This window comes from Helicobacter mehlei (genome assembly GCF_007280785.1).
In the GTDB taxonomy this organism is placed as follows: Bacteria; Campylobacterota; Campylobacteria; order Campylobacterales; family Helicobacteraceae; genus Helicobacter; species Helicobacter mehlei.
Genome location: NZ_VKGC01000024.1, coordinates 1 through 20,181, shown reverse-complemented (window position 1 = coordinate 20,181; position 20,181 = coordinate 1). Strand labels below are relative to the sequence as shown.

Sequence of the window (20,181 nt, the reverse complement as noted above, 5' to 3'; positions counted from 1 at the left end):
CCCCCCCCCCCCCCCCCCCCCCCCCCCCCCCCCCCCCCCCCCCCCCCCCCCCCCCCCCCCCCCCCCCCCCCCCCCGCTTTGTCTATGGCGAGCTAGCTAGCCTAAACGCCGCATACAGGGATTTAATCGGCCAAGCACAGAGTGAGGAGGAGCTTAACGATCTCTTTGAAAAGTTACGCCAATTTGCCTTCATTGATTACCGCGTAGATATTCAAAAAGCCTTAGCAGATCAGGACTTTCAAGCCTTGTCTTTTGAGGATAAAAAAGAGATTTTAGCCATGTGTTTGGATCGCAACATGGATTATATCCCGCTAGGCGACATAGATGATGCCAGTTACAACATAGATACACAAACCAAGAGTTTGAATAAGGCGTTTTATGGAGGGGCGTATGATCTCTAATTTACACGATGAAATTGAAAAGCGTTGCGGCACGGACAACATCGCTAAAACTCAAATCCCTAGCCATATTAAGAATAATTTAAGCAAGTCTTTAAGGGAGTATCAAATCAAGGCTTTGCAATACTACCTTGCCCTAAGCCAAAGCGACACGCTTAAAACAAAAAACCATTTGATGTTTAACATGGCTACAGGGAGCGGTAAAACCCTTGTGATGGCGGCTTTAATGCTGGATTGCTACAAAAAGGGCTATAGAAACTTTGTCTTTTTTGTCAATTCTAGCGCGATTGTGGAGAAAACGAAGGCGAATTTTTGCGATGACAAGTCTTCAAAATATCTCTTTGCAAGCCCCATTAACATAGATGGGGAGCTAGTGGAGATCAATGCGCTCACCCGTTTTGAGGATAGCAAAGAGAATGCGATCAACATCTACTTTAGCACCATTCAAGGGCTTTTTAGCTTGTTTAAAAACGAAAAAGAAAACTCTCTTACGCTAGAGGACTTAAAGAATCATAAAATCGTTTTTTTAGCCGATGAGGCGCACCACTTAAACGCCGACACAAAGAGCAAAAGTGATAAGGAAAAAGAGCTAAAAGAGGGCTGGGAGAGTGTCATTAACAAGGCTTTTGCAAGCCATAAAGAAAATCGCTTGTTTGAGTTTAGCGCGACTATCCCTAAAGATAAAGGCGTGCAAGACAAATACAAAGATAAGATCGTGTTTGAATACGATCTCAAAAGTTTTTGCAAGGACGGGTATTCTAAACGCATTTTTTTGGCTAAATACGAGGAGCGCAAGCTAGAAACAAGGCTTTTAGGGGCATGTTTAGCGAGTGTGTATCGGGAGTTTTTGGCGCATGAAAATGGCATTGAGTTAAAGCCCGTGGTGTTGTTTAAAAGCGAGAGCATTGAAAAATCTAAGAACAACCAAAAGATTTTTAACGCAATGCTAGAGAATTTGCAAGGAATAGATATTGAGAATTTTTATCAAAATATCACCTTTGCGAATGAAATGTTTATGTCAAGCCAAGAGTTTTTTAAGCATAAGTATCTTAAAGGCTTTGCTAACACCATTGCCACTTATATCCGCACTGCCTTTAATTTAGCGCACCAAATCAACGCCAACGATGAGAAAGAGGCATCCAATAACCAAATCAAACTCAACACACTTGAGGATAGCGACAACGAAACCCGTGCCATTTTTGCTGTGGATAAACTCAATGAAGGCTGGGATGTCCTCAATCTCTTTGACATTGTGCGCTTGGGCGATGCCAAAAGTGCTACAAAAACCACGACCACTAAAGAAGCACAACTGATCGGGCGGGGGGCTAGATACTTCCCTTTTGGGGAGGAATCGGTGCGTTATCAACGCAAATACGATGACACCAAAGACGCATTAACAATGCTAGAGAGATTAAGCTACCACTCTTTAAACGATGAGAAATACATCAGCGATTTACAAAGTGAGTTGAGCCATCAAGGTTTGTTGTTTGATGAAAAAAAGATAGAAGTTACCCTAAAACCAAGTGCGCGGGCTCAAAAGATTTTGGCAAGCTATAAGCTTTACTATGTCAGCAATGAATGCCAAATAACCACGCAAGAGACTAATCTTTTTGCCCAAGACATTGAAAAAGAATTGACAAGGATTGAAGTCCCTTATTTTGGCAAGCAAATTCTAGAAAAAGAAGAGGATTTTAAAGGGGATAGTAAAGAAGTTGTGAGTCTCAAAAGTCTATATCCGCTTAAAGAAAAAGTCAAATATGCGCCCGTTGTGAAAGCAATGCATGCCCTAGGGATCACGCTAAAACATTTACAAAAGGCTTACCCTGACTACACCAGCAAGAGAGAGCTTTATGATAAATTTTTTTCGCTTTTAAACTTGCGTTTTGATAAAAGGCAAACATTTGAGACAGATTGCCAACTTGAGATTGCCAAGTTTCTCTTAAAAAATTTAAAGGAATTGCTAGGCAAAAGCAAACAAAAACGCATTGTGGGCCCATTTAAGGCATTTGTCTTTGAGGGCAAAAATAAAACAATCATTGCAAGCCAAGAGAGACTTACAAACAGCCCTTATGATTGGCTGTATTACACACAATATTGCCAAGATAGCGGACTAGAAGCTGAATTTTTGACTTTTATAGATGAGCATGCAAGTGTCATTGACAAGCACTACACAGAGTGGTTTATCCTAAGAAACGAGCGTTTCAGCGAGTTTAAACTTTATGACAATCGGGAGGGAAGTCTCACTTATGGCGATGGATTTGAGCCTGATTTTATATTCTTTGGCAAACCTAGAGAATCGACAGACAAGCACGCATTCAGGGAGTGCATTATGGAAGTTAAGGGCGGGCATTTGCTAGGGCGTGATGGGGTAGAGGGGGCTGATAAGTGGAAAGAAAATTTTTTATTAGACGAACTCAATGGAAAAATCTTTACAGAGATTTTAGATCGGCAAAAAGGCATACTTTGCCATGGAGACGATTGCCTTGAAGTGCTGGCATTGCCATTTTTTACAGGTAGCAAAGATGAGAAATTTAAAGAATTTAAAGAATCTTTTGAAAAATTACTCCACATTGAACAAAGGCGTTTATTTTAAGAGTGTCTTTGGAGAGTTTTCTATATTTATCTTAAAATCTCCCACAATCGCTTCCGTTTCCACCAACCATGCACAAATCCACTTTCTATTTACTACTAAATACACTGCAGAATTAGGGTTTATCTTTAAAGATTGGAGAACAAAAATGGCCCAAAAAGGCTCTAAAGAGTGGATCGAACAATATAACAAAGAAGTGGATGCCTACAATGCACGCAACAAATCTAGATGGGATGCCCAAAAGAACCAAGAATATTCGCGTATGCGTTTTGGCACACCCCCTGGTAGAGTTGCCTATGAGTGGAATGGTGCTTATTGGTGTGGTGGAGAGTATTTGTGTGGGGATTAGAGCACCATTTACAAACCATTCATTTTCATTGCCTATAATACCTCTCAAGTTATCACCTCTAGTTGCAGAGTACTCATCGGCTGTGTAAGTCTAGTTGTCCTAAGTTTGTAAGCCCGCCCGAAGGTCGCTGAAACCAACGCCACACTTTGTAAGGTGTGGCTAGTGTGGTGCGGTGTGTAACTTTGAGAATACGCGTTAAACCCTCAAAGGCACGGCTAGCTAAGATGTGGTAACCGCTGACTACCTTTTTTTCTCACTTACTAACAAACCCATAGAAACCTAGAAAACTTGGATGAAAAACTTGCTCCAAGAATTCGTTTGTTTTCTCAAGCCCTACAATCGCCCACAATCGCTTTCACCCCCAAAACCATGTTTGACACCCATAACCCCCAACCTTACGCTCTATGACCCCTTAAAAGCGATTTAAACGCTATTATCGATTTAGCACTTTGCCTTGTTTTGTCCTAAAAAGCATGTCAGGATGTTTTAGCCTCTAGTTTGATGCCTAGCTCTTTAAGTGTTTGCCAAAAGTTTTTATACGGGGATTTAAGGACTTTGCCCTTAGCTTTAGCGATGTCTTGTTTTGTGCTTCATCTGCGTCCTCTAGTATTGCGTTTAGATAAGCTAGGCGTTTTTCTTCTGTGTTGAGATAACGGCTGATGTCAAGGTCGCTGAAAGTTACCATGCAAACTCCTTTAGAATTTCTTGGGCTTTTTGGATGTCTTTTTTCTGTGTGCTTTTGTCCCCACCACAGAGCAAGATGGCTAGAGTGTTGCCCTTCTTAGCCACATAAAGGTGGTAGCCTGCACCTGTGTGGATACGCATTTCAAAGATTTGCCCCATGATGTGCTTGTGATCGCCAAAGTGCCCATGGGCACGCAACATATCTAGCCTCTTAGCTATAGCGGATAGAGCTGTAGGGTTTGCTAAGTTCTCTAGCCACACATCAAAAACAGATGAAGTTTTGATCACCATTGGCATGGGCGTATTGTAGCGTGTTTTGCTTTCACAAGCTATGATGCTTGAAAGCCCTTTAAAATCCCCCACAATCGCTTTAACACCCTAAACTATAGTTTGATACTCCCCATCCATAACCTTACGCTCTATGACCCCTTAAAAGCGATTTAAACGCTATATCTGCTTTATCGTCTTTCTTTACCCCCAAAGACATGAATATTCCATAAGCGTGGATATTCCAAACCACATGCCTAATTTCTCACTTCAAAACCCTCTCTTGGGGGTTTGGGGGCTTGCCCCCAAGAGCAATATGATGCCAAGCGTCAGCTTGGCTTACCGATTCATGCACCCTTGCATCAAAAATTTTTCATTTTTTCTAAGTTTTCTCACCTGCTTTTGGGCTGATCCTAGTTCCCGAGCGCATGCGCGCGCGCGCATGCGGGTTTTTAACCTTTTAAAAGACTTCGTCTTTTTAACCTTTTAGGGGGGGCGCGGGCCTCGTGTGGGAGGGGGCTCGTGGAGAGTAATAGGGGGTAAAATCCGCACTAATAGGGGGTAAAATCCGCACTAATAGGGGGTAAAATCCGCACTAATAGGGGGTAAAATCCGCACTAATAGAACTATTTAAGCTTAAAAGATATACAATAAGCAAGAAAGATAAAGATAAAATCGTGAATCCAGAGCAACAAAAACAAGCTTTGATACAACAATTACACGGATTACAAGCTTTAATTAATGCCGAGACTAATACCACGCTTAAGGGCGTTTTAGAGCAAGAAAAAGCTGAATGTCTACAAAAACTCTTAGCCTTAGCTCCACAACACACCAAACTCCCAAGCTCCACACAAGATCAAACAACTACCACAAACACCCTAGAACAGCAACCAACAACATCACCTACAACCACAGAAACCCCCATACGACCCACGCAACAACCCATAACAACCGAAGTCATTACCCAAAGTGCCGCTACAATCCCCAACGCCATTGCTGAGAAGTATGTAGCCTTCCACAACGATGTGAACTCTGTATCTCTAGGTAAGCTAGGCACATTAGAAGCGAACTTGCTCTTTGCCATCTTCCACAAGCTCAAAGACAAACAAGATGAGCTCTTGGTGGTTGATCTTGATGAGATTAAAAAAATGACCCATGCGGTTAAGATCAGCCACAGCGATCTAAGCGGTGTTGTCAAAAGACTTTGGAAAAACATTAGCAACGCTAACTTTTGGATACTCTTGCCTCAAAGAGATGAAAACTACATGCTTTTTAAAACCTTTGCTATCAACTATTACGACACCAAAAAAACCCAAGTTAAGAGCATGGAAATCCAAGTGAATATGCCCTACTTTGGCTATTTACTCAACTATCTAAATGGCAACTTCACTTCCTTTGAGCTCCTAGAGTTTCAAAACATCAGCGGTAAGTATGCCAAGACACTTTATAGACTGCTCAAACAATGGAAAAATATAGGTGTACCTCCTAAAATGGAATGGGAAAAGTTTAGGGAGTTGATGGGGATACCCAAAAAAATTAAACTGATCCGTGTGATTGAATATGAGATTCTCAAACCCGCCCTCAAAGAACTCAACAAACTCCCCCACTTCAAAAACCTCTGCTATGAGAAACTAAAAACAAAAGGCATGGGCAATCGCATCACCCATATCCAATTCTATTTTCAACCCATTACTAAAACCAGCAAGGACAGAGAACGAGCTAAAAGAGATTTAAGAACCATTGCGTGGGAGATTAGAAGCAAGAAGGCGGTTAAACAACTCAAAAAATCTATGGAGCAAGCAAAACAAACCAAGCTAGACAATGAAATGCTAGAAGTCATAGATATGGCCTTTTACAAACCCCAAGACCCCAGTGTTGTTCTTGTGGTTGATGGCATACAGCCTGCCAAGGATGGCTATGAAATTTTAGTGAAATACTATAGAGAGGGCAAAGAGTTTCAGGCCAAAAGTGCTGTGTTGGCTAACAAAGAAACTTTCTTAACAGCTATGGCAAATGGAGGTTACAAAATCGTAAATTCACAAGCACCACAGATGCAACAGACACCACAGCAAACACCACAACCCAAAGAAGTCAAAATAGAGTTGCAAACAGACAAAAATGGCTTTAAAACTTTTCAAGGTTTGACAATGCCTAACACACCTAATCAAGCACCACAGCCAAACCAACCACAAGCTCTAAACCCCAACAATGACCTAACAGAATACATAGGCAGAAACCTTTACATGAGCAACAATGGTGTGCCTGCTGTTCTTAAGATTAAAGACATTACATACACTGAGACTAACAAGCTTAGAGTGGATATTCAAGACATAGACAAACCCCATAAGATTCTAAACCCCTTCATTTTAGATAATGTCAAGCACTTTAAGAGTTGGTTTAAAAAATATGCGGAGTGAGCCAAGAGCGTAGAAACACCTGGCAACGCACTACTGACAACTCGAACAACCTCTAAGTATAAGCTACTAATCATAAAAATAAAAGTAAATAAATCTTTCACCACCAAATAACCAAATACAGCATAAAACCCCCTGCTAAAATCGCCCACAACGGCAACTCAAACCAAAACCTCTATCCTTACACACCTAAAGCAATCCTAGAGCGTTTTAACTTGATACCCTGAAGCCCCACGGCGTTTGAGTGGCAAATTACAAGCGAACTTGTGAGCGCACCATTTCAGGGTTGGATAATTTGCTAGTTGGATAATTTGCTATTTTATAGGACATTCGCAAGCTAATTTTGGATAAGTTTACTCTGCGAGGCTATTCTATGTGCAAAAAAAGGTTAGTTTCTGTGGGCTGTGCCTCACACATTGCATAAAGGTCTCCTGTGGTTCACCAAAGATAACCCGGGTCGAACTCCACCGGTGTTTCATCGCCTGCACTCTTAAGGCTATTAGCTCGCTGTCATTGTCTGCCACTTCGGGCGGGTATTTGAAAGTTTACGCCTGTTTGGGCGGGAAATTCAAGCAAGTCCAAAAATCAATTCTAGTTCTCGCTTCCCTATCGCCTTAGAGCGGTTGATGGCTTTTGACACCTCGCTCTCTAACCTTCCTACTTCCGCTACCGCTTTAGCCTTTTGCTCCCAAACATGATTAAGCCTTTTTTGCAACTCTCTTTCAGTCATAGCGGCTAAAGGTTTTGTTGGCTTCTTGCCTGCTGAAACACTAACGGGCTGTGTGAATCATTGCACCCTTCAAGGTGATACCCAACCCAAAAAGTATGATGTGGTGTGTCCGCATAGGTTTAAACCCCATAGTGCATGGCAACAATCCAAGCAAGGCCTATAGCCACGAAGGGCAACACAAAGTTAAGGACACGCTCAAAGAACGCCCATGTCGTGTTGCCCGCAATAATCCCATAGGCAATCCACAAAGTCCCTATGATGAGAAAGCCCGTGTTTGAAGTCGTCCAAAAAAGGCGGCTCGCGCTATGGTAACAAAGAAGCCCAATCACACCAGCTACTAGCCACACTCCCCCTATGATGAATTTTTGCGCCATTTGTGTCATTGCAACCCCCCTACTCTTGACCTGTTTGAACTTCATCGCCGCTAGGGTCGTAGGGCAAATCAATGTCGCCAATCATCCCTGTTTGTCTAGGTTTGGCAATGGCTTGAGCGAAGTTGGCGGCTTCTTGTTCCTCCTCATCGGGGGTATAGCCAATGGCGCAAATGTCCTTAATCTCGTCTAAGTAGTTTCTAGCCAAGAATTTAGACACTTTTTCCTTGTGTGCGTCCCAAAGCTCTTTTTCGTGTTTGATTTTGTTGATGACGAACGCGCCGATCTGGTTATAGACAATTTGGGTCTGCTTTTCATCGCCGCTGGTGTAGAGGTTTGCAAAAATGCCCTCCGTGCGTGATTTCTTTTTCTGTCCTGTAACTTTGTTGGTGTAGGGGGCTAAGTAGTCGCTGTCCTTAGAGATTTTATAAAGCCCCCGGGGACAAAACTCCCATTGCGTGCCTGTGTTAAAAGCGTGGCGTTGGGTCTAAACTCAATGAGCTCTAAGCTCTCCAAGATTTTTTGCAAATCCATTTCCTCACCTTTAGCCGCTCTATCCATAAAGGCTTTATCCAACATCGCGCCTTTGACGTAGTAGCGTTCTGTGCGCCCGTATTCATCGGGTTCTATCTCTTGCACCTTTTACCTTGACTTCATTTAACTTATGCTTGATAAGTAGTGAGATTTGGTTGTGCGGAGCAAGGGCTAAAAGCAAAGGTTGGTGGGTGGCGCTAGGTGTTAGAGGTTGCCAAATTGCCGATTATCGTTGAAAAGGAAGTGCGGTTTTTCAAAAGTGGCAAAGCCCGTTCGTTCGCCGTGTTTTGCAGGGTGGGTGCGTCTTAGCACATCTTCCATTAAAACCCAAAACCCGCCATCGCTGACCTAATCGCCACCACCCACCACAAGTCTATGAGCTCCCGTTCATCACCCAGTCGCAAACATTTATCACGCCCGCGCTCCGATCTAAAGACCCGCCAAAGCCCTTGCGCTATGAACCCCCTTTTAGCTGACTAGCCAATGCCACGCCCAACCCACTTATAGCTATGAGCCCTTGCACTCACCCGTTTTGAAGACCCGTGCGCGCCACTGATGTTAACCTTTTGGGTTTAATGGCGGTCGCTGATGTGTGGCAGATCGGGTGTGGTGTCCCTTGAGATGAGAGGGGGCTAATAGCTCTTGCGTTGGGTTTGTTGGGTCAAGCGGCGCGGGAGTTTTTAAGCAAAGGTATTGGGTGTTTAAAGTCTGTCCCTTGACACATTAGCTCTTAGCTCTTGTCCTCCCAAAACCCTCTAGCCTCTTGCACGATTTGCACAAACGCCTCTACCCTTGTTGGTGTCGCTCCCAAAGACCCGCTCCTCTAGGGCAAAAGGCAAAAGGACTGGAGAAAGAAAATGAGTGTGTAAAAGCCTTCGCACGCATAGAAATAGGTTTGCTCCATCCATTTGGCAAGGGCGTTTGCAAGCAGTTTGGTGTTGCCCGTGAAGTGGCGGGTTAAAAGGGCGTTGATCTGTTGGTAGGTCTGGGGCTTTAGGGCTTTGGCTTTTTCTTGTAGGCTCTGCTGGTATTCTAGGGTTTGGTAGCTTTGGTGAAGGCTTGCCTCTATCTCCTCGTTTTGCGCCTTGAGCTGTTGGATTTGCTCTTGCACTTTTTGCCGTTGTTGTTGCAACTTGGTGATTTTTGTTCGAACACGCCCGCATATTGTCGTTGCAGACTGGCCGTTGATGCCTTCCAAATGCGTGGCGGTCGGGGCGTTGTCTGTCATCTGCGGGGGGTTACACTTGTTGGGTGTCCCCTTGGCTATTAGCCTCTGCACTGAGAGAGTGGGTTACACTTTGCGTAGTTGTTTGGGTGTCAGTGGTTACAAGTTTGGAGCACCTCTAAATCTCCTTAGCACACAGAAATGATGCCTTTAAGCCCATCGTTAGACTAGCCCATGTGTCTTTGCTGTCTCTCTTGGGTGCTGGGGGTGTGTCGGGCAACTAACTCCAAAAGCTTTTGGGCTTGATTGGGGGTCGCCCTGTGCGTAAGTTTTGGGTGATTGTATTGCGCGCTCCTCATCCTCATCATGCCGCCGTCTTATTGCCAATCGCTCAAGGCACTCAAAGGTTTTGGGGGTTTCTTGCTACCTGACACACGCGTCCTTTCATATATAGTTGAAACCCGAAGTGTCCCACAACCCATGCCAGATTAGCACACCCAACAACCCCCCAAAGCTATTAGCCTTTGTTTCATGTTCTTAGAGCCACCTAGATTCTAGCTATTAGCCCTTGTTCTGCAAAGATGATGAGCCGTTCTAGCTCGCCCTTGTGTGGTACCGTAGCGTTGCGTGCGCTTCCAGTCAGAGTCTCTGATCTGCTTGGGATATGTCGGTTTTTGTGCCACATCGCGTGGATGTGTCGGTTTTTTCGCGTTTTTTCGCCATATTCCCCCCCGCTCTTAGCCCTTTTTTTGTTTAAGGTTTCTTGTCCCTAAAAAAAATCCCTAAAAAAACCGCTTGAGTGCCTTTGAATACGGGGCTAAAAGCCATAAAAAACCGCTTTAAGGTTAGGGCTTAAGGTTAGGGGACATCTTGTGCGGTCTTATCACCCAATCCCGTCTATCTGTGGTAGGCACAACCTCAATACGCAAGTGCTCCATCAACACATCTAGGAAAAGCTGGTTTTTGAAGTTGCTTTTAATCTCAACGGCTTGTCTAGGGGTGTAAAACTCAGGGATGTCAAGCTCTTGCATCACCCCCTCTAAGCTCCGTCCAAACCAGCCGTATTTTCCATATCGTGGCTTATCTTTGAGCACAGATTGCAAAATCGCAACCACAGCCGCGCGGTGTTTTAGTTTGACTTGTTTGAGAGTGGTAAAGCCGTTGTGATAGTGTCGCCTGTCAATGGGAGTGCCCTTTTGCACGAAGTCCAAATACTCCTTAGATAGCCAAACTTCTAGCTGTGTGTCTTTGCTGATGACATCGCTCACAATCGCCCAACCATCAATCCGCGCGTGCTGTAAGTCCTCTAGCCCCCGTTCTAGGAACTTGTAGTGGTTAGGCGCACAACCCCCAAAGATTAATCGCGTCAAGACATACCGCGTTGTGGTGATTTTGAGTTGCCCGCTCTTTGGCTCAAAGCCCTTGAATTTCTCCTCACAGCTCAAGGCTAATAGGCATTCTAAGATTGTCTTGTGCGACATCCTCAAAAGCGTTTGCGTGAGCTTATAGTTGCGTTTTCTCCATTGAATTGTTCTTGGCAACTTGTGATCTAAATCGCTTTGTTTGCCTCTTTTTTGCTCACTAATGGGCGCGAATAGGGAAGTAGCACACTCCGCCACGCTGGTGGTAAAAAACTCTTTGGGGGGTTTAAACTTGACACTCTTTTGCGTTCGTCGCCCTTGCGATGCTTCCAATGCTCTGGTTATGTTATCCATCACCCTATCTGTTGCCATTTTCACACACTCCTCAACATTCCTGTGCTATAATCTCGTGCTTTTAGTTCTTAAAAAGGAAGGTCATCTTCGGGGATGACCTCCTCCTTAACGACATCTAAAACTCCATATCCCAAACGGGTAAAATACAAAGGCGTGGTGTTTTTCCCTAAGTTTTGTTTGCTGAAGTTCAGTCTAAGAAGGTTCTTTTGGCTTGCCATATACTCTAGCTGTTGGATCACGCTTTGCGGGTTTTCTGTGTTTTGCAAGATAACCTCTAAATTCTCTCTGTCCTCCTCCTCAAAAGTCGCCATTTCCTCTTTGTCCTTAGAGAGATTGCTTTTCTTTTGGAGTGTTACAGAGCTCATCGTCAAGTGGTAGCGGACATTATCTACTAGAGCACTCGCCCCTCTTGCACTCACACTCTCATTCTTGTAGTTCATCGCGCCCATTTTGCTAGAGTGGTGGATCATCAAAATGCCAACATTAGCCGAGCGCGCTAAATCTCCCAAAAGACCTACTAAAAGCACCATCTCTTTGTTAGAATTTTCATCAAGGGTGTGGAAGCGACTAAGGGTGTCTAAGATGACAAGCTTAATGTCTAAGTCATACTTATGGCGTTTCTCCTTAATCAATGTTTCTAGGGCGCGTGCTAGCCCCGTGTTCTTAACGCGGTTGCCCTCTGCGATGAGAAACTTTGCCTCTCTCCTAAACCCCGCCACAACATCAATGGGAATAAAGTTATGATCTAGACTCTTTGCCACAGGGTTGGTGTTGGTGATGAAGCCCTGATCTATCCTATGCTGTAAAATGCGCCACACCCGATAATCAATCACATCTTTATCGTCCTCGTTACTCAAGTAGAGCACACCCCCGCGTGATTGCACCAAACCATTGAGACTAGGGAGCGTGTGCGTGGTGTCTGCCATACTCATCGCTATTGCTAAAGCCAAAAAGCTTTTGCCACTCCCCCCGCTTGAGCTGAGTAACCCGCAAGTGCCCCTTTTGAAGCCTTGTAACAAGAACTCAGGATCAGGGAGCTCATCCATTGCACAAAGCTTAGAAGCCAGCATGCCACGCACCCTAAACGCGTTTTCCCACGCACTAAACGAAACTTCCTCCTCAAACTGACCTACCGGTGTGCCAATAGGCGTGTTGAAAACTATCTCTTGGACTTCCTCCCATGTTTTGCCGTCAAACCTAGCCTCGTCCTCTTTGGGCGCGATGGGCTCAATGCGATTAAGATGTTTTAGGCAATGCCATTCCTTTAAATCCTCCTCGCTCAAGGAAACGCGTTTTACCTCATCTTTCCAGTTATTTTTTCTCATCTTAAGAAACTCCTTTCATTTCGTTCGATTTACCCCAAAACTATACCATACTTTTACTAAAAAATCACCAAACTTATTAGCAAAATCTATTTAAAAATTTGGATAAAAAAAGCCCTAAAAAGCGCGGGTTTGTATTTTTAATGGCGTAAAAGTTTGGTAGTAGCTTTTAAAAGTATGACACACACGCGTAAAAGTATGTCCCACAAATAGGGCACTCCGCAAATTTTCAAGGTCGCATTATAGGAACGCGCGCGCGTAATTACACTAAGCACTGCGTGCTACACCATGCGCGTGTAGCTACACGCACTTTCAGTGCTATCGCCTAATCGCTGACGCTAGGCGAGTCTGAGTGCTAGCACACGCTCAGTGCTCCGCGCGCGGGAAAAAGAGAAAATACCCCCTAAACCCCCAAACCTCAAACAAAAAAAACCTCCACTCCACATAGATACACCTAGGCTAAGTGAAACTAAGTGGAATGGAGGATTTTTTTACAAGACAACAAGGCTAAAAGCCACACAGAGACTCTGCAACACCCGAAGACTCTCGAATCTTGCAAGACACATGGATTCTCAACCAACCAGCGTTTTCTTGCCAAAAGACGAGGAGAAGCTTTTAGCCCTTGTTCTGTGTTCTCAAAATTAGACTTTGGCATGTCAATCGTGGCTTGAGAGAAACAATGGCGTTTTTAGCCTCGTAGAAGCCTCGTTAAACGAAAAGATGAGGGGGGGGTGCTTGTCGGGTATTCTTTTGGGGGTCAAAGCGATTGTAGGGCATTTTAGGCTGATAAAAACGCTATGTGCCGTATTCTGGGCGGTTGGCAAGGGTTAGGGACGGGGCAAACACACCACTAAAAGCCGATGTTGTGGGACTTTGTGGGATTTTGCCTACTGGGTGTTGTTGGGGTTGGCGGATCTGCGTGCTGTTTTTGGGCTTGTATTGGCAAGGGTTTTGAGCGGTAAAACTGCCACTTTTTAAGCTTGAATTTTGGCAATCCCTATTTGGCAATCCCTATTTTGTGAATGGTGCGGTTTAAGTTTTTTCTTAAGGTTAGGGGCTAAATCCCGTTAGAAGTGGGGCTATGAGACTTGTGTTCCTCTATGGTGCTGTGAGTGGGGGGGTGGCAAGGGGCTAAGGTTTTGGCTGACATCTAGCTAAAAAAGGGCTAGTAGCTTTGGGTTTGGTTTGGGTTAAGGGGGGGTTAAGGTGAGTTGGGCTAAGAGTGGAGGATGGCACACAAATTAGGGGACTTATCTTTGCTTCAAAGAGAGCAACTTTTTAGAACCTTGCGTGTCACACTCACGCACCACAGCAATGCTATAGAGGGCTTGAGTTTGCAATTAGGCGAAACTAAGCAACTTTTAGACAAAGGCTTAACCGCACCTAACAAACCCTTGCACGAACAGCTGATTATTTTGGGTTTTGCTAATGCCTATGATCTAGTGGTGCGTGAGGCTAGCAACAAGGACATGCTTTTAACCACAGATTTTATTAAGGATTTGCACTATCTGTTGTTTAAGACCGCTTTAGAGATCACACCACAATTTATTTCTAAGCCGATTGGCACTTATCGCACAACTGAAGTTAGTATTGCGGGTGCAAAGTTTAATACTACTCCTCCTCATCTTGTTTCTCAAAAGCTAGAAAGCTTATTGTTTCAATACCCAAGCAATGCCCTTAACCTAACCCAAATTGCGATGTTTCACGCCCAATACGAGCGTATCCACCCTTTCATTGACGGCAATGGGCGCACGGGTCGGTTGATTGTAGCATTTCAAGCGATCCAAAACGACTTAGTCCCGCCCTTGATTGTGAATGGCCAGCGAGCGGAGTATTTGAGCTTTTTGGAAAGCTGTCAAGTAGAGGGCGATTGTGGTGGATTTGCCCGTTTTTTAGAGCGTTGCCAAGAACAAAGCTTAGAGCATGTGAAACAAAACACTTTAAGCACTAGCATGCGCATGTGAAGCGAAGCTAATTTTCAAAACTTTAACCCCACTGCTAATTGGGTTAAAGGTGTGCGAAGGGGGAAGTTCTTAATCCCAATGCCACTTTGAGCGAATCTATGCCACTAGCCACTTTTTCGCTAAGACTTGGGAGTGGTGGGGGCACTAACCCTTTGATGTATAGAATTTTTTCTAGGGAACGCATTCTTTGCGTATAGCTTTGTTTGCTCCAATCAGGGCTTTGCAAGAAGTTGTAAAATTGTGCGCGTGGGGTAAAGGTTATCCGTGTATTGCCATTTTCGTAGTCGTTATAAAGCAATATGGCCTCTTTCTTTTTCAAGCGTTCTAAAAGATATTCATTGGTTAGCCCTAGAGCATTAAGCCACCTGCTATTAAAGATGATGGTGTTATCCACTTTCATGGAGCAGTTAGGGTTGGAACAATAGGCATTGAAACTATCCATCAGTCCTTTAAAAAGCATCTCATCTTTGCTTTTAAGTGGGCGGTAATGGTATTTGCCCTTTTTGTTCTCAAGGCGAAAGCAGATGGTGCTTTTGTGGTGGCTAGGATCAATGCTTTTATTGTTAGGCTCGGATGTGAGAAACATGAGCCCTTGATCTGCCTTGACAAGAGCAAGAGGTGGCATTTGAAACTCTTCGCTAATGTTTATCCCGTGTTCTTTTTTGACAAAGCTTATCAAAAGCCTAGAGAAAGCCCCGATTGAGTCGCCGGCCTCGTTTTTGAAGTTGTAAAGTCCTAAAAGACACGCTAGGCGCATGAATGTATTTTCTGTCTTAGAGGCTGTGGAGTTGGTTAAAAGGTCGGTCGTTTCAAATATCTCGGCCACGACTCTCAAAGAGTCTTCTTGTTCCTCGTGTCTGTCTAGCTCAATCATGTTCTTACCTCCAGTTTGTTTTTTATAGTTTCCATTGACCTGCGCGATGCTTATATTGTTCCAAAAAACTCTCTATCCTCTTTCTCTCTACTGCCTGTGCTTCTTTAGCCAGTTGGACTAATTGCTGTGTATTCTCTGCACGCATAGCCCGCATGTAGGTATCTTTCACTTCTTTGGTGATCACAAAGGGCATTAAATTGTGCTCTAGCACGCTATAAAATATTAAAGAACGCCCCGTGCGCCCATTCCCATCACTAAAAGGGTGAATGCGTTCAAATTTAATATGGGCATCCATGATAATGGCAAGCTTGTGATCATCACTCTGTGAGAGATTAAGCTGATAAGCAAGGTTATCACACCAGTCTTTGAGCGTCATGGGAATTTTATAAGGTTTTTCTGTTTCAAAATCTGCACCCAACACGACATTTTGAATGGTCTTAAACTTTCCGTGGTTGTCAATAAGATGTTGCATGAGAATGGCGTGAATTTTCTTAATCAACTCATTGTCTATGGGTGTCTTATTTTCTAGGCTCTCAAGCAAGAATGGCATGAGTTGTTGGTAGTTCTTCACCTCATAGTATTCTCTTTCCCTCATCGCTTTGGGAATAAAGCCTTCTACTAAAATGCTTGCTGTTTCATTCTGCGTGAGAGAATTGCCCTCAATGGCTGTGCTGTGGTGCGCCATTCTAATGGTAAGATCAAGCAAATACTCTGCATTGGAAAAAACTTGTTTGTAATCCATTGTTGCCCTACATTTTCCTTTGCAATTTGCGTTCTGTGTCGGCAATGTGTTTGTTGTAGGCACTCTTGCCCTCACTTAAATGTTCCTCCCGTGTGCGCTTAATGCGGTCTTTTTGCTCGCGTGCGCTGGTTTCATTACCCAAGTTGCTTTGAACCGCACCCTCTAGCACACCGCCGATGAATTGCGCGATAGGAGAACTCAAGTGGTGGCCGTGTGATTTGAATGCACCCGCTGCTGCTTTTAATCCCATGCTAGTCGCTTTTTGTATGCAAACTATAACCGGGAAAATATTGGGATTAAAGTATAGCAAGAATTGGTTATTTATTGCTATGTTTTTTTATTTTACTATGGTGGTGAATCGCCCACCCGCTAAAGACGGGGTGGGCTTCTCGCTTCAACAACCCACAGCTAGCAGTATCTAGTATAGAGGAAAATAATTTTAGGATTTATCTGTTAAATTTAACGCAGTTATAATAAAAATTGTGCCCGATTTGTTATATTTTTAAGTATATTTTTTCTCCACAAAGCACACCAAAAACCCTAATCAATGCCTTGCAAAAACAAGTATAAATGCCTATTTATAGGGCTTTTATGGCTATTGCTTAAATCTTTTTTGATTTTTATTTTTAATTATTTTATTTAATTAAAACACTTAAATAATTTATTAATTTTTAATATTATTTTAATTAAATAATTTTATTAATTAATTTGTGCTATAATGCACCTGTATCACAATCAAGGGAGCTCACCATGTTTGACATCACTTCTACAGAGGACATTACAAGCTATGCCTTACGCTTGCAAGAGATTAAAGAAAAAATGAAAAAAGCAGGCTTGCTAGGGTTGTTTGAAGAGGCTTTGGAGATTCAAGAGGGTTTTAAGCACCTTTTAGCCTTGTCTAACAAAAACAAAAAAATGTTGATAGCAGAGATTGAGGGCAAAAGACCTGTAGGCAGACCTAGAAAGGTGTTGCTAGGGGCTACAACAGCCACACACACAAGAGTGGTGCAACAAGCACAAAGGGAACAAGAGGCTACACAGATTAACCAAACCGACACAGCCACACAAGAGAAAGACACACAAGGGGGGCAAGGGGGGGCAAAGAATGAAGTCAGCCCACAATCTCAAGGGCAAGACACGCAAGCTCTACAAATCCCACAAAGCACTACACAAGACACACAAACAGAGCAACAGCAAAAAACTAGGCACTTCTAAGCCCTCTAGCCCAAAAGAGCCTCAAAAGGCAAGGGGTAGAAAGCCTAAGAAGGGATAGTTAAGACACAAGCACAGCAAAACCAAACAACAAACCAAGTCCAAAAGGCTGATGGCAAAAAAGAAGATTAGAAAATGGAGCTAGAAAAATGTTAGACCTAGAAACCCTGCTATCTCTAAAGCGTTTGGGCCCTTATAATGGAGATTTACAAGCCCATTTAGACAATCTAAAGCTCATCGGCAAATACACGCCTAAAATCGCCCTTGTAGAGATTGCCTTGCGTAATTCTTTAGACCATTTACTGAGTGCCAAAGACACAGAATGGATCAACAACTCCACAGACCCCCGTGTGATCCAAATGCGCACAGAAACACTTAAGGCATGCAAGGCAACCACTCTTAATCACGATAGCCATCTCTCTAAAATGACTTTAGGCATGGTGATTTATCTCATTAGGCAAGAAAAGCTTTTGGCACACATTTTGGATGCCACAAAAATAGAACTCCAAAGCTATGACCCTAGCAACAAGAAAAGACATTTCATCAATGGCAGAAAAAGCCACTTAAACCACTACCACAAAGCTGAAGCCGTTTTAAGTTTGTTTCATATCCTACGCAACCGCTGTTACCACTGGGAGAACATCACAAAGGTAAGGGTAGGCAAGAACGGACAGACCTACCCAAGATTGACAACGAAAATCCTAGACAACTTCATAGGCATACACCCAAGCAAGATTGAAAAATTCTTAGAAGACTTATTGAGGGCTTTTGGTGAGGATTTACTAAGATATGCCAACCACTAAGAGTGGTTAGTGAGCGAAAGTCCGCTCTCCGAATTGTCCGCTCATTCTAGCACAAGGCAACTAAAAATCCGCTTTAAACTTCTTGGCAGAAATCTCACTCTGGCAAATATGCCGCATTTTGTTTTGACGGCGATTCACTCTCTCTTGGCATAAACACACCCTTATAGGTGGCATTCTAGCATAACCAAAACTTCTAAGACACTTTGCTATAATATTCCTTCTTAGTCAAAAAACACAATCAAGCAAGAAAGATTGCCATGCAAGAAAACGACCTACTAGAGGACATTAAAACTCAATTTGGGACAATCCTAGCGGTGCGTCCCCTAGCAATCAGCCACGACAAAGAGCTTTTGCAATTTTTGTTAGAAACTTCAAAATTTAAAGAGGAATACCAATCGCGATTCTTTGAGGAAGTGGGGCGTAGCCTTGTTTTTAAGAAAGAGGCTTTTTTAGAATTTTTGGATTTAAAGCTACTCAATGCGAGTTTTACGGCGTTTTCTAACAAAATAGGTTTAGGCTATCCTAACAAGAGATTTTTAAAAAACACCGATCAGGTTGTCCTCAACTTCCCCTTTAAAGACGGGGTGCTCAAAGGTGGGCAAAGCAAAGATGAGGATAAAAGCACGGAGCTTTTCTTTAACAATGTCCTAGCCAAAAGCGAAATCGATGTCTTATTCAGCCCAAAGGCATTAAAAAACTTTAGCATGGTGGGTGCAAGTGATGTGAGCCTAGAGGACACACTCAAAGGCAATCCAAACCTACTCATTAAAGGCAATAGTCTCATTGCCCTACACACACTCAAAAAACGCAAAGACATTTACGGCAAGGTGAAGTTGATTTATATCGATCCGCCTTACAACACCGGCAACGATAGCTTTGGCTACAACGATCGCTTTAACCATTCCACTTGGCTTACCTTCATGAAAAACCGCCTTGAGATCGCCAAAGAGTTTTTAAGAGAGGACGGGGTGATCTTTATCCAATGCGATGACAACGAGCAGGCGTATTTAAAGGTGCTTTGTGATGAGATTTTTGGGAGAGAGAATTTTGTGGGGAATATGATTTGGCTTAAGGGTAATGCCCAAAACGATGCCCACGCTTTGCAAAAAAATCACGAATACATTTTATGTTATGCAAAAAGCATAGAATCTAGACCCATTAGAAAGATCGCAAGAGAGGAAAAAGTAAAAGCTTTTAAGGACGAAAAAACGGGTAAGTTTTACTATGAGGGAGCTGGGCTTACCACAGGCGGGGCAGGGGGGACATTAAACGCAAGACCTAATTTAGGTTTTAGTATTTATTACAACCCTATCACAAAAGATTTTTTTGCCAAAGATGACTACGATAAAGAATTGGCAAAAATCAGCAATAAGGAGGTAGAGGTTTATAAGAATGACACAAATCTTTTAAAAGAAGGCTATGAAATTATCAGACCTCCAAAAAAGGGTGCTGGACTTGGGCGCTGGACTTGGGCGCTGGACACATTTAACGCGAATAAACAAGATATTTGTATTCGCGAAAATAGCAATGAAAAGGGCGAAAAATACATTGTTGTTAAAAAAGAATGGCTAGACCCTAAGGAAGTGAAACAAGAGAGAGAGAAAGGGTATTACGCCTTAATCCCCAAAGAAAACCCGCCTAAAAGCTTTATAGATTTTGTAAGCAGTGCGACGGGGACCACAGAAGTAACAACTCTCTTTTCAAAAAAAGTCTTTAACAACCCCAAACCCGAATCCCTACTCAAACGCCTGATAGAAATTGCCACACAAGAGGGCGATTTAGTGATGGATTTTTTTGCCGGTAGTGGCACCACTTTAGCCGTGGCGCATAAAATGAAACGCCGTTGGGTGGGAGTGGAGCAAATGGATTACATAGAAAGCGTTACCAAAAAACGCCTTGAAAAAGTGATAGAGGGGGAGCAGGGGGGCGTTTCTAAGGCGTTAGAATGGGGGGGGGGGGGGGGGGGTGGTGTGGGGGGGGGGGGGGGGCGGGGGGGCGGCGCGAGGGGGTTTACGGGGCCAGCCGCGGGGGGAGGGGGGGTTCACGG

Annotated in this window: 19 protein-coding genes and 1 pseudogene; 8 read left to right on the top strand and 12 right to left on the bottom strand. The window is 43.6% G+C overall.

Annotated elements, in window-relative coordinates; genetic code table 11:
• The 3 genes and pseudogenes from FNE76_RS08300 to FNE76_RS07130 all read left to right on the top strand — a co-directional run.
• Window positions 1-401, top strand: a pseudogene (locus tag FNE76_RS08300) (hypothetical protein); the annotation flags it as partial.
• The gene (locus FNE76_RS07135) at window positions 379-2,991 is read left to right on the top strand and encodes a DEAD/DEAH box helicase family protein (RefSeq protein ID WP_120948665.1); all 2,613 of its coding nucleotides are present in this window, start codon (window positions 379-381) and stop codon (window positions 2,989-2,991) included. The pseudogene FNE76_RS08300 and the gene FNE76_RS07135, both read left to right, overlap by 23 nt.
• A 145-nt stretch (window positions 2,992-3,136) precedes the next feature.
• A complete protein-coding gene (locus FNE76_RS07130) occupies window positions 3,137-3,337 on the top strand; it encodes a hypothetical protein (protein ID WP_143928458.1) in 201 nt (66 codons plus the stop codon).
• 505 nt (window positions 3,338-3,842) lie between these two features.
• Here FNE76_RS07130 and FNE76_RS07125 read toward each other — a convergent pair.
• Window positions 3,843-4,022 (bottom strand): hypothetical protein, encoded by a 180-nt coding sequence (locus tag FNE76_RS07125; RefSeq protein ID WP_120948667.1) that lies wholly within the window; start codon window positions 4,020-4,022, stop codon window positions 3,843-3,845.
• Window positions 4,016-4,384: a type II toxin-antitoxin system RelE/ParE family toxin gene (locus FNE76_RS07120; RefSeq protein ID WP_235852404.1), complete on the bottom strand. Its 369-nt coding sequence runs from the start codon at window positions 4,382-4,384 to the stop codon at window positions 4,016-4,018. Before FNE76_RS07120 ends, FNE76_RS07125 begins: the two co-directional genes overlap by 7 nt.
• A gap of 581 nt (window positions 4,385-4,965) precedes the next feature.
• Here FNE76_RS07120 and FNE76_RS07115 point away from each other — a divergent pair.
• A complete protein-coding gene (locus tag FNE76_RS07115) occupies window positions 4,966-6,705 on the top strand; it encodes a replication initiation protein (protein ID WP_185963025.1) in 1,740 nt (579 codons plus the stop codon).
• Window positions 6,706-7,551: 846 nt separating this feature from the next.
• Here FNE76_RS07115 and FNE76_RS07110 read toward each other — a convergent pair.
• The 7 genes from FNE76_RS07110 to FNE76_RS07080 all read right to left on the bottom strand — a co-directional run bounded on the left by FNE76_RS07110 (window position 7,552) and on the right by FNE76_RS07080 (window position 13,547).
• Entirely contained in the window at window positions 7,552-7,815 is a 264-nt protein-coding gene (locus tag FNE76_RS07110) for a hypothetical protein (protein ID WP_053825831.1), read from the bottom strand.
• A 10-nt stretch (window positions 7,816-7,825) separates the two neighbouring features.
• The gene (locus FNE76_RS07105) at window positions 7,826-8,023 is read right to left on the bottom strand and encodes a hypothetical protein (RefSeq protein WP_053825830.1); all 198 of its coding nucleotides are present in this window, start codon (window positions 8,021-8,023) and stop codon (window positions 7,826-7,828) included.
• 179 nt (window positions 8,024-8,202) lie between these two features.
• Window positions 8,203-8,442, bottom strand: coding sequence for a hypothetical protein (locus FNE76_RS07100; RefSeq protein WP_120948670.1), 240 nt, complete (start codon window positions 8,440-8,442; stop codon window positions 8,203-8,205).
• A 718-nt stretch (window positions 8,443-9,160) separates the two neighbouring features.
• Entirely contained in the window at window positions 9,161-9,565 is a 405-nt protein-coding gene (locus FNE76_RS07095) for a hypothetical protein (protein WP_120948671.1), read from the bottom strand.
• A gap of 782 nt (window positions 9,566-10,347) precedes the next feature.
• Window positions 10,348-11,235 carry a hypothetical protein gene (locus FNE76_RS07090; RefSeq protein WP_143928456.1) on the bottom strand — a complete coding sequence of 296 codons (888 nt, stop codon included), beginning with the start codon at window positions 11,233-11,235 and terminating at the stop codon, window positions 10,348-10,350.
• A gap of 50 nt (window positions 11,236-11,285) precedes the next feature.
• On the bottom strand, window positions 11,286-12,542 hold the full coding sequence (locus tag FNE76_RS07085) for an AAA family ATPase (RefSeq protein WP_120948673.1): 1,257 nt from the start codon (window positions 12,540-12,542) through the stop codon (window positions 11,286-11,288).
• Window positions 12,543-13,334: 792 nt separating this feature from the next.
• On the bottom strand, window positions 13,335-13,547 hold the full coding sequence (locus FNE76_RS07080; protein WP_120948674.1) for a hypothetical protein: 213 nt from the start codon (window positions 13,545-13,547) through the stop codon (window positions 13,335-13,337).
• Window positions 13,548-13,768: 221 nt separating this feature from the next.
• Here FNE76_RS07080 and FNE76_RS07075 point away from each other — a divergent pair, with 221 nt between their 5' ends.
• Window positions 13,769-14,503: a Fic family protein gene (locus FNE76_RS07075; protein ID WP_120948675.1), complete on the top strand. Its 735-nt coding sequence runs from the start codon at window positions 13,769-13,771 to the stop codon at window positions 14,501-14,503.
• A 43-nt stretch (window positions 14,504-14,546) separates the two neighbouring features.
• On the opposite strand, the gene FNE76_RS07070 is transcribed toward FNE76_RS07075, so the two are convergent.
• Genes FNE76_RS07070 through FNE76_RS07060 form a run of 3 tightly spaced genes read right to left on the bottom strand, consistent with a single transcriptional unit; the run spans window position 14,547 to window position 16,369 of the window.
• Window positions 14,547-15,377, bottom strand: a complete 831-nt coding sequence (locus FNE76_RS07070) for a hypothetical protein (RefSeq protein ID WP_235895368.1) — start codon at window positions 15,375-15,377, stop codon at window positions 14,547-14,549.
• A gap of 22 nt (window positions 15,378-15,399) precedes the next feature.
• Window positions 15,400-16,119, bottom strand: a complete 720-nt coding sequence (locus tag FNE76_RS07065; protein ID WP_053941137.1) for a Fic family protein — start codon at window positions 16,117-16,119, stop codon at window positions 15,400-15,402.
• A 7-nt stretch (window positions 16,120-16,126) separates the two neighbouring features.
• Window positions 16,127-16,369 (bottom strand): hypothetical protein, encoded by a 243-nt coding sequence (locus FNE76_RS07060; RefSeq protein ID WP_120948661.1) that lies wholly within the window; start codon window positions 16,367-16,369, stop codon window positions 16,127-16,129.
• Between the two features lie 500 nt (window positions 16,370-16,869).
• On the opposite strand from FNE76_RS07060, the gene FNE76_RS07055 reads away from it, so the two are divergent.
• The 3 genes from FNE76_RS07055 to FNE76_RS07045 form a co-directional block, all read left to right on the top strand.
• Window positions 16,870-17,334 (top strand): hypothetical protein, encoded by a 465-nt coding sequence (locus tag FNE76_RS07055; protein WP_120948662.1) that lies wholly within the window; start codon window positions 16,870-16,872, stop codon window positions 17,332-17,334.
• 146 nt (window positions 17,335-17,480) lie between these two features.
• Window positions 17,481-18,134, top strand: a complete 654-nt coding sequence (locus FNE76_RS07050) for a hypothetical protein (RefSeq protein ID WP_120948663.1) — start codon at window positions 17,481-17,483, stop codon at window positions 18,132-18,134.
• Window positions 18,135-18,391: 257 nt separating this feature from the next.
• Window positions 18,392-20,181 (top strand): site-specific DNA-methyltransferase (locus FNE76_RS07045; protein WP_143928455.1); only part of this gene is annotated, 1,790 nt, incomplete at its 3' end.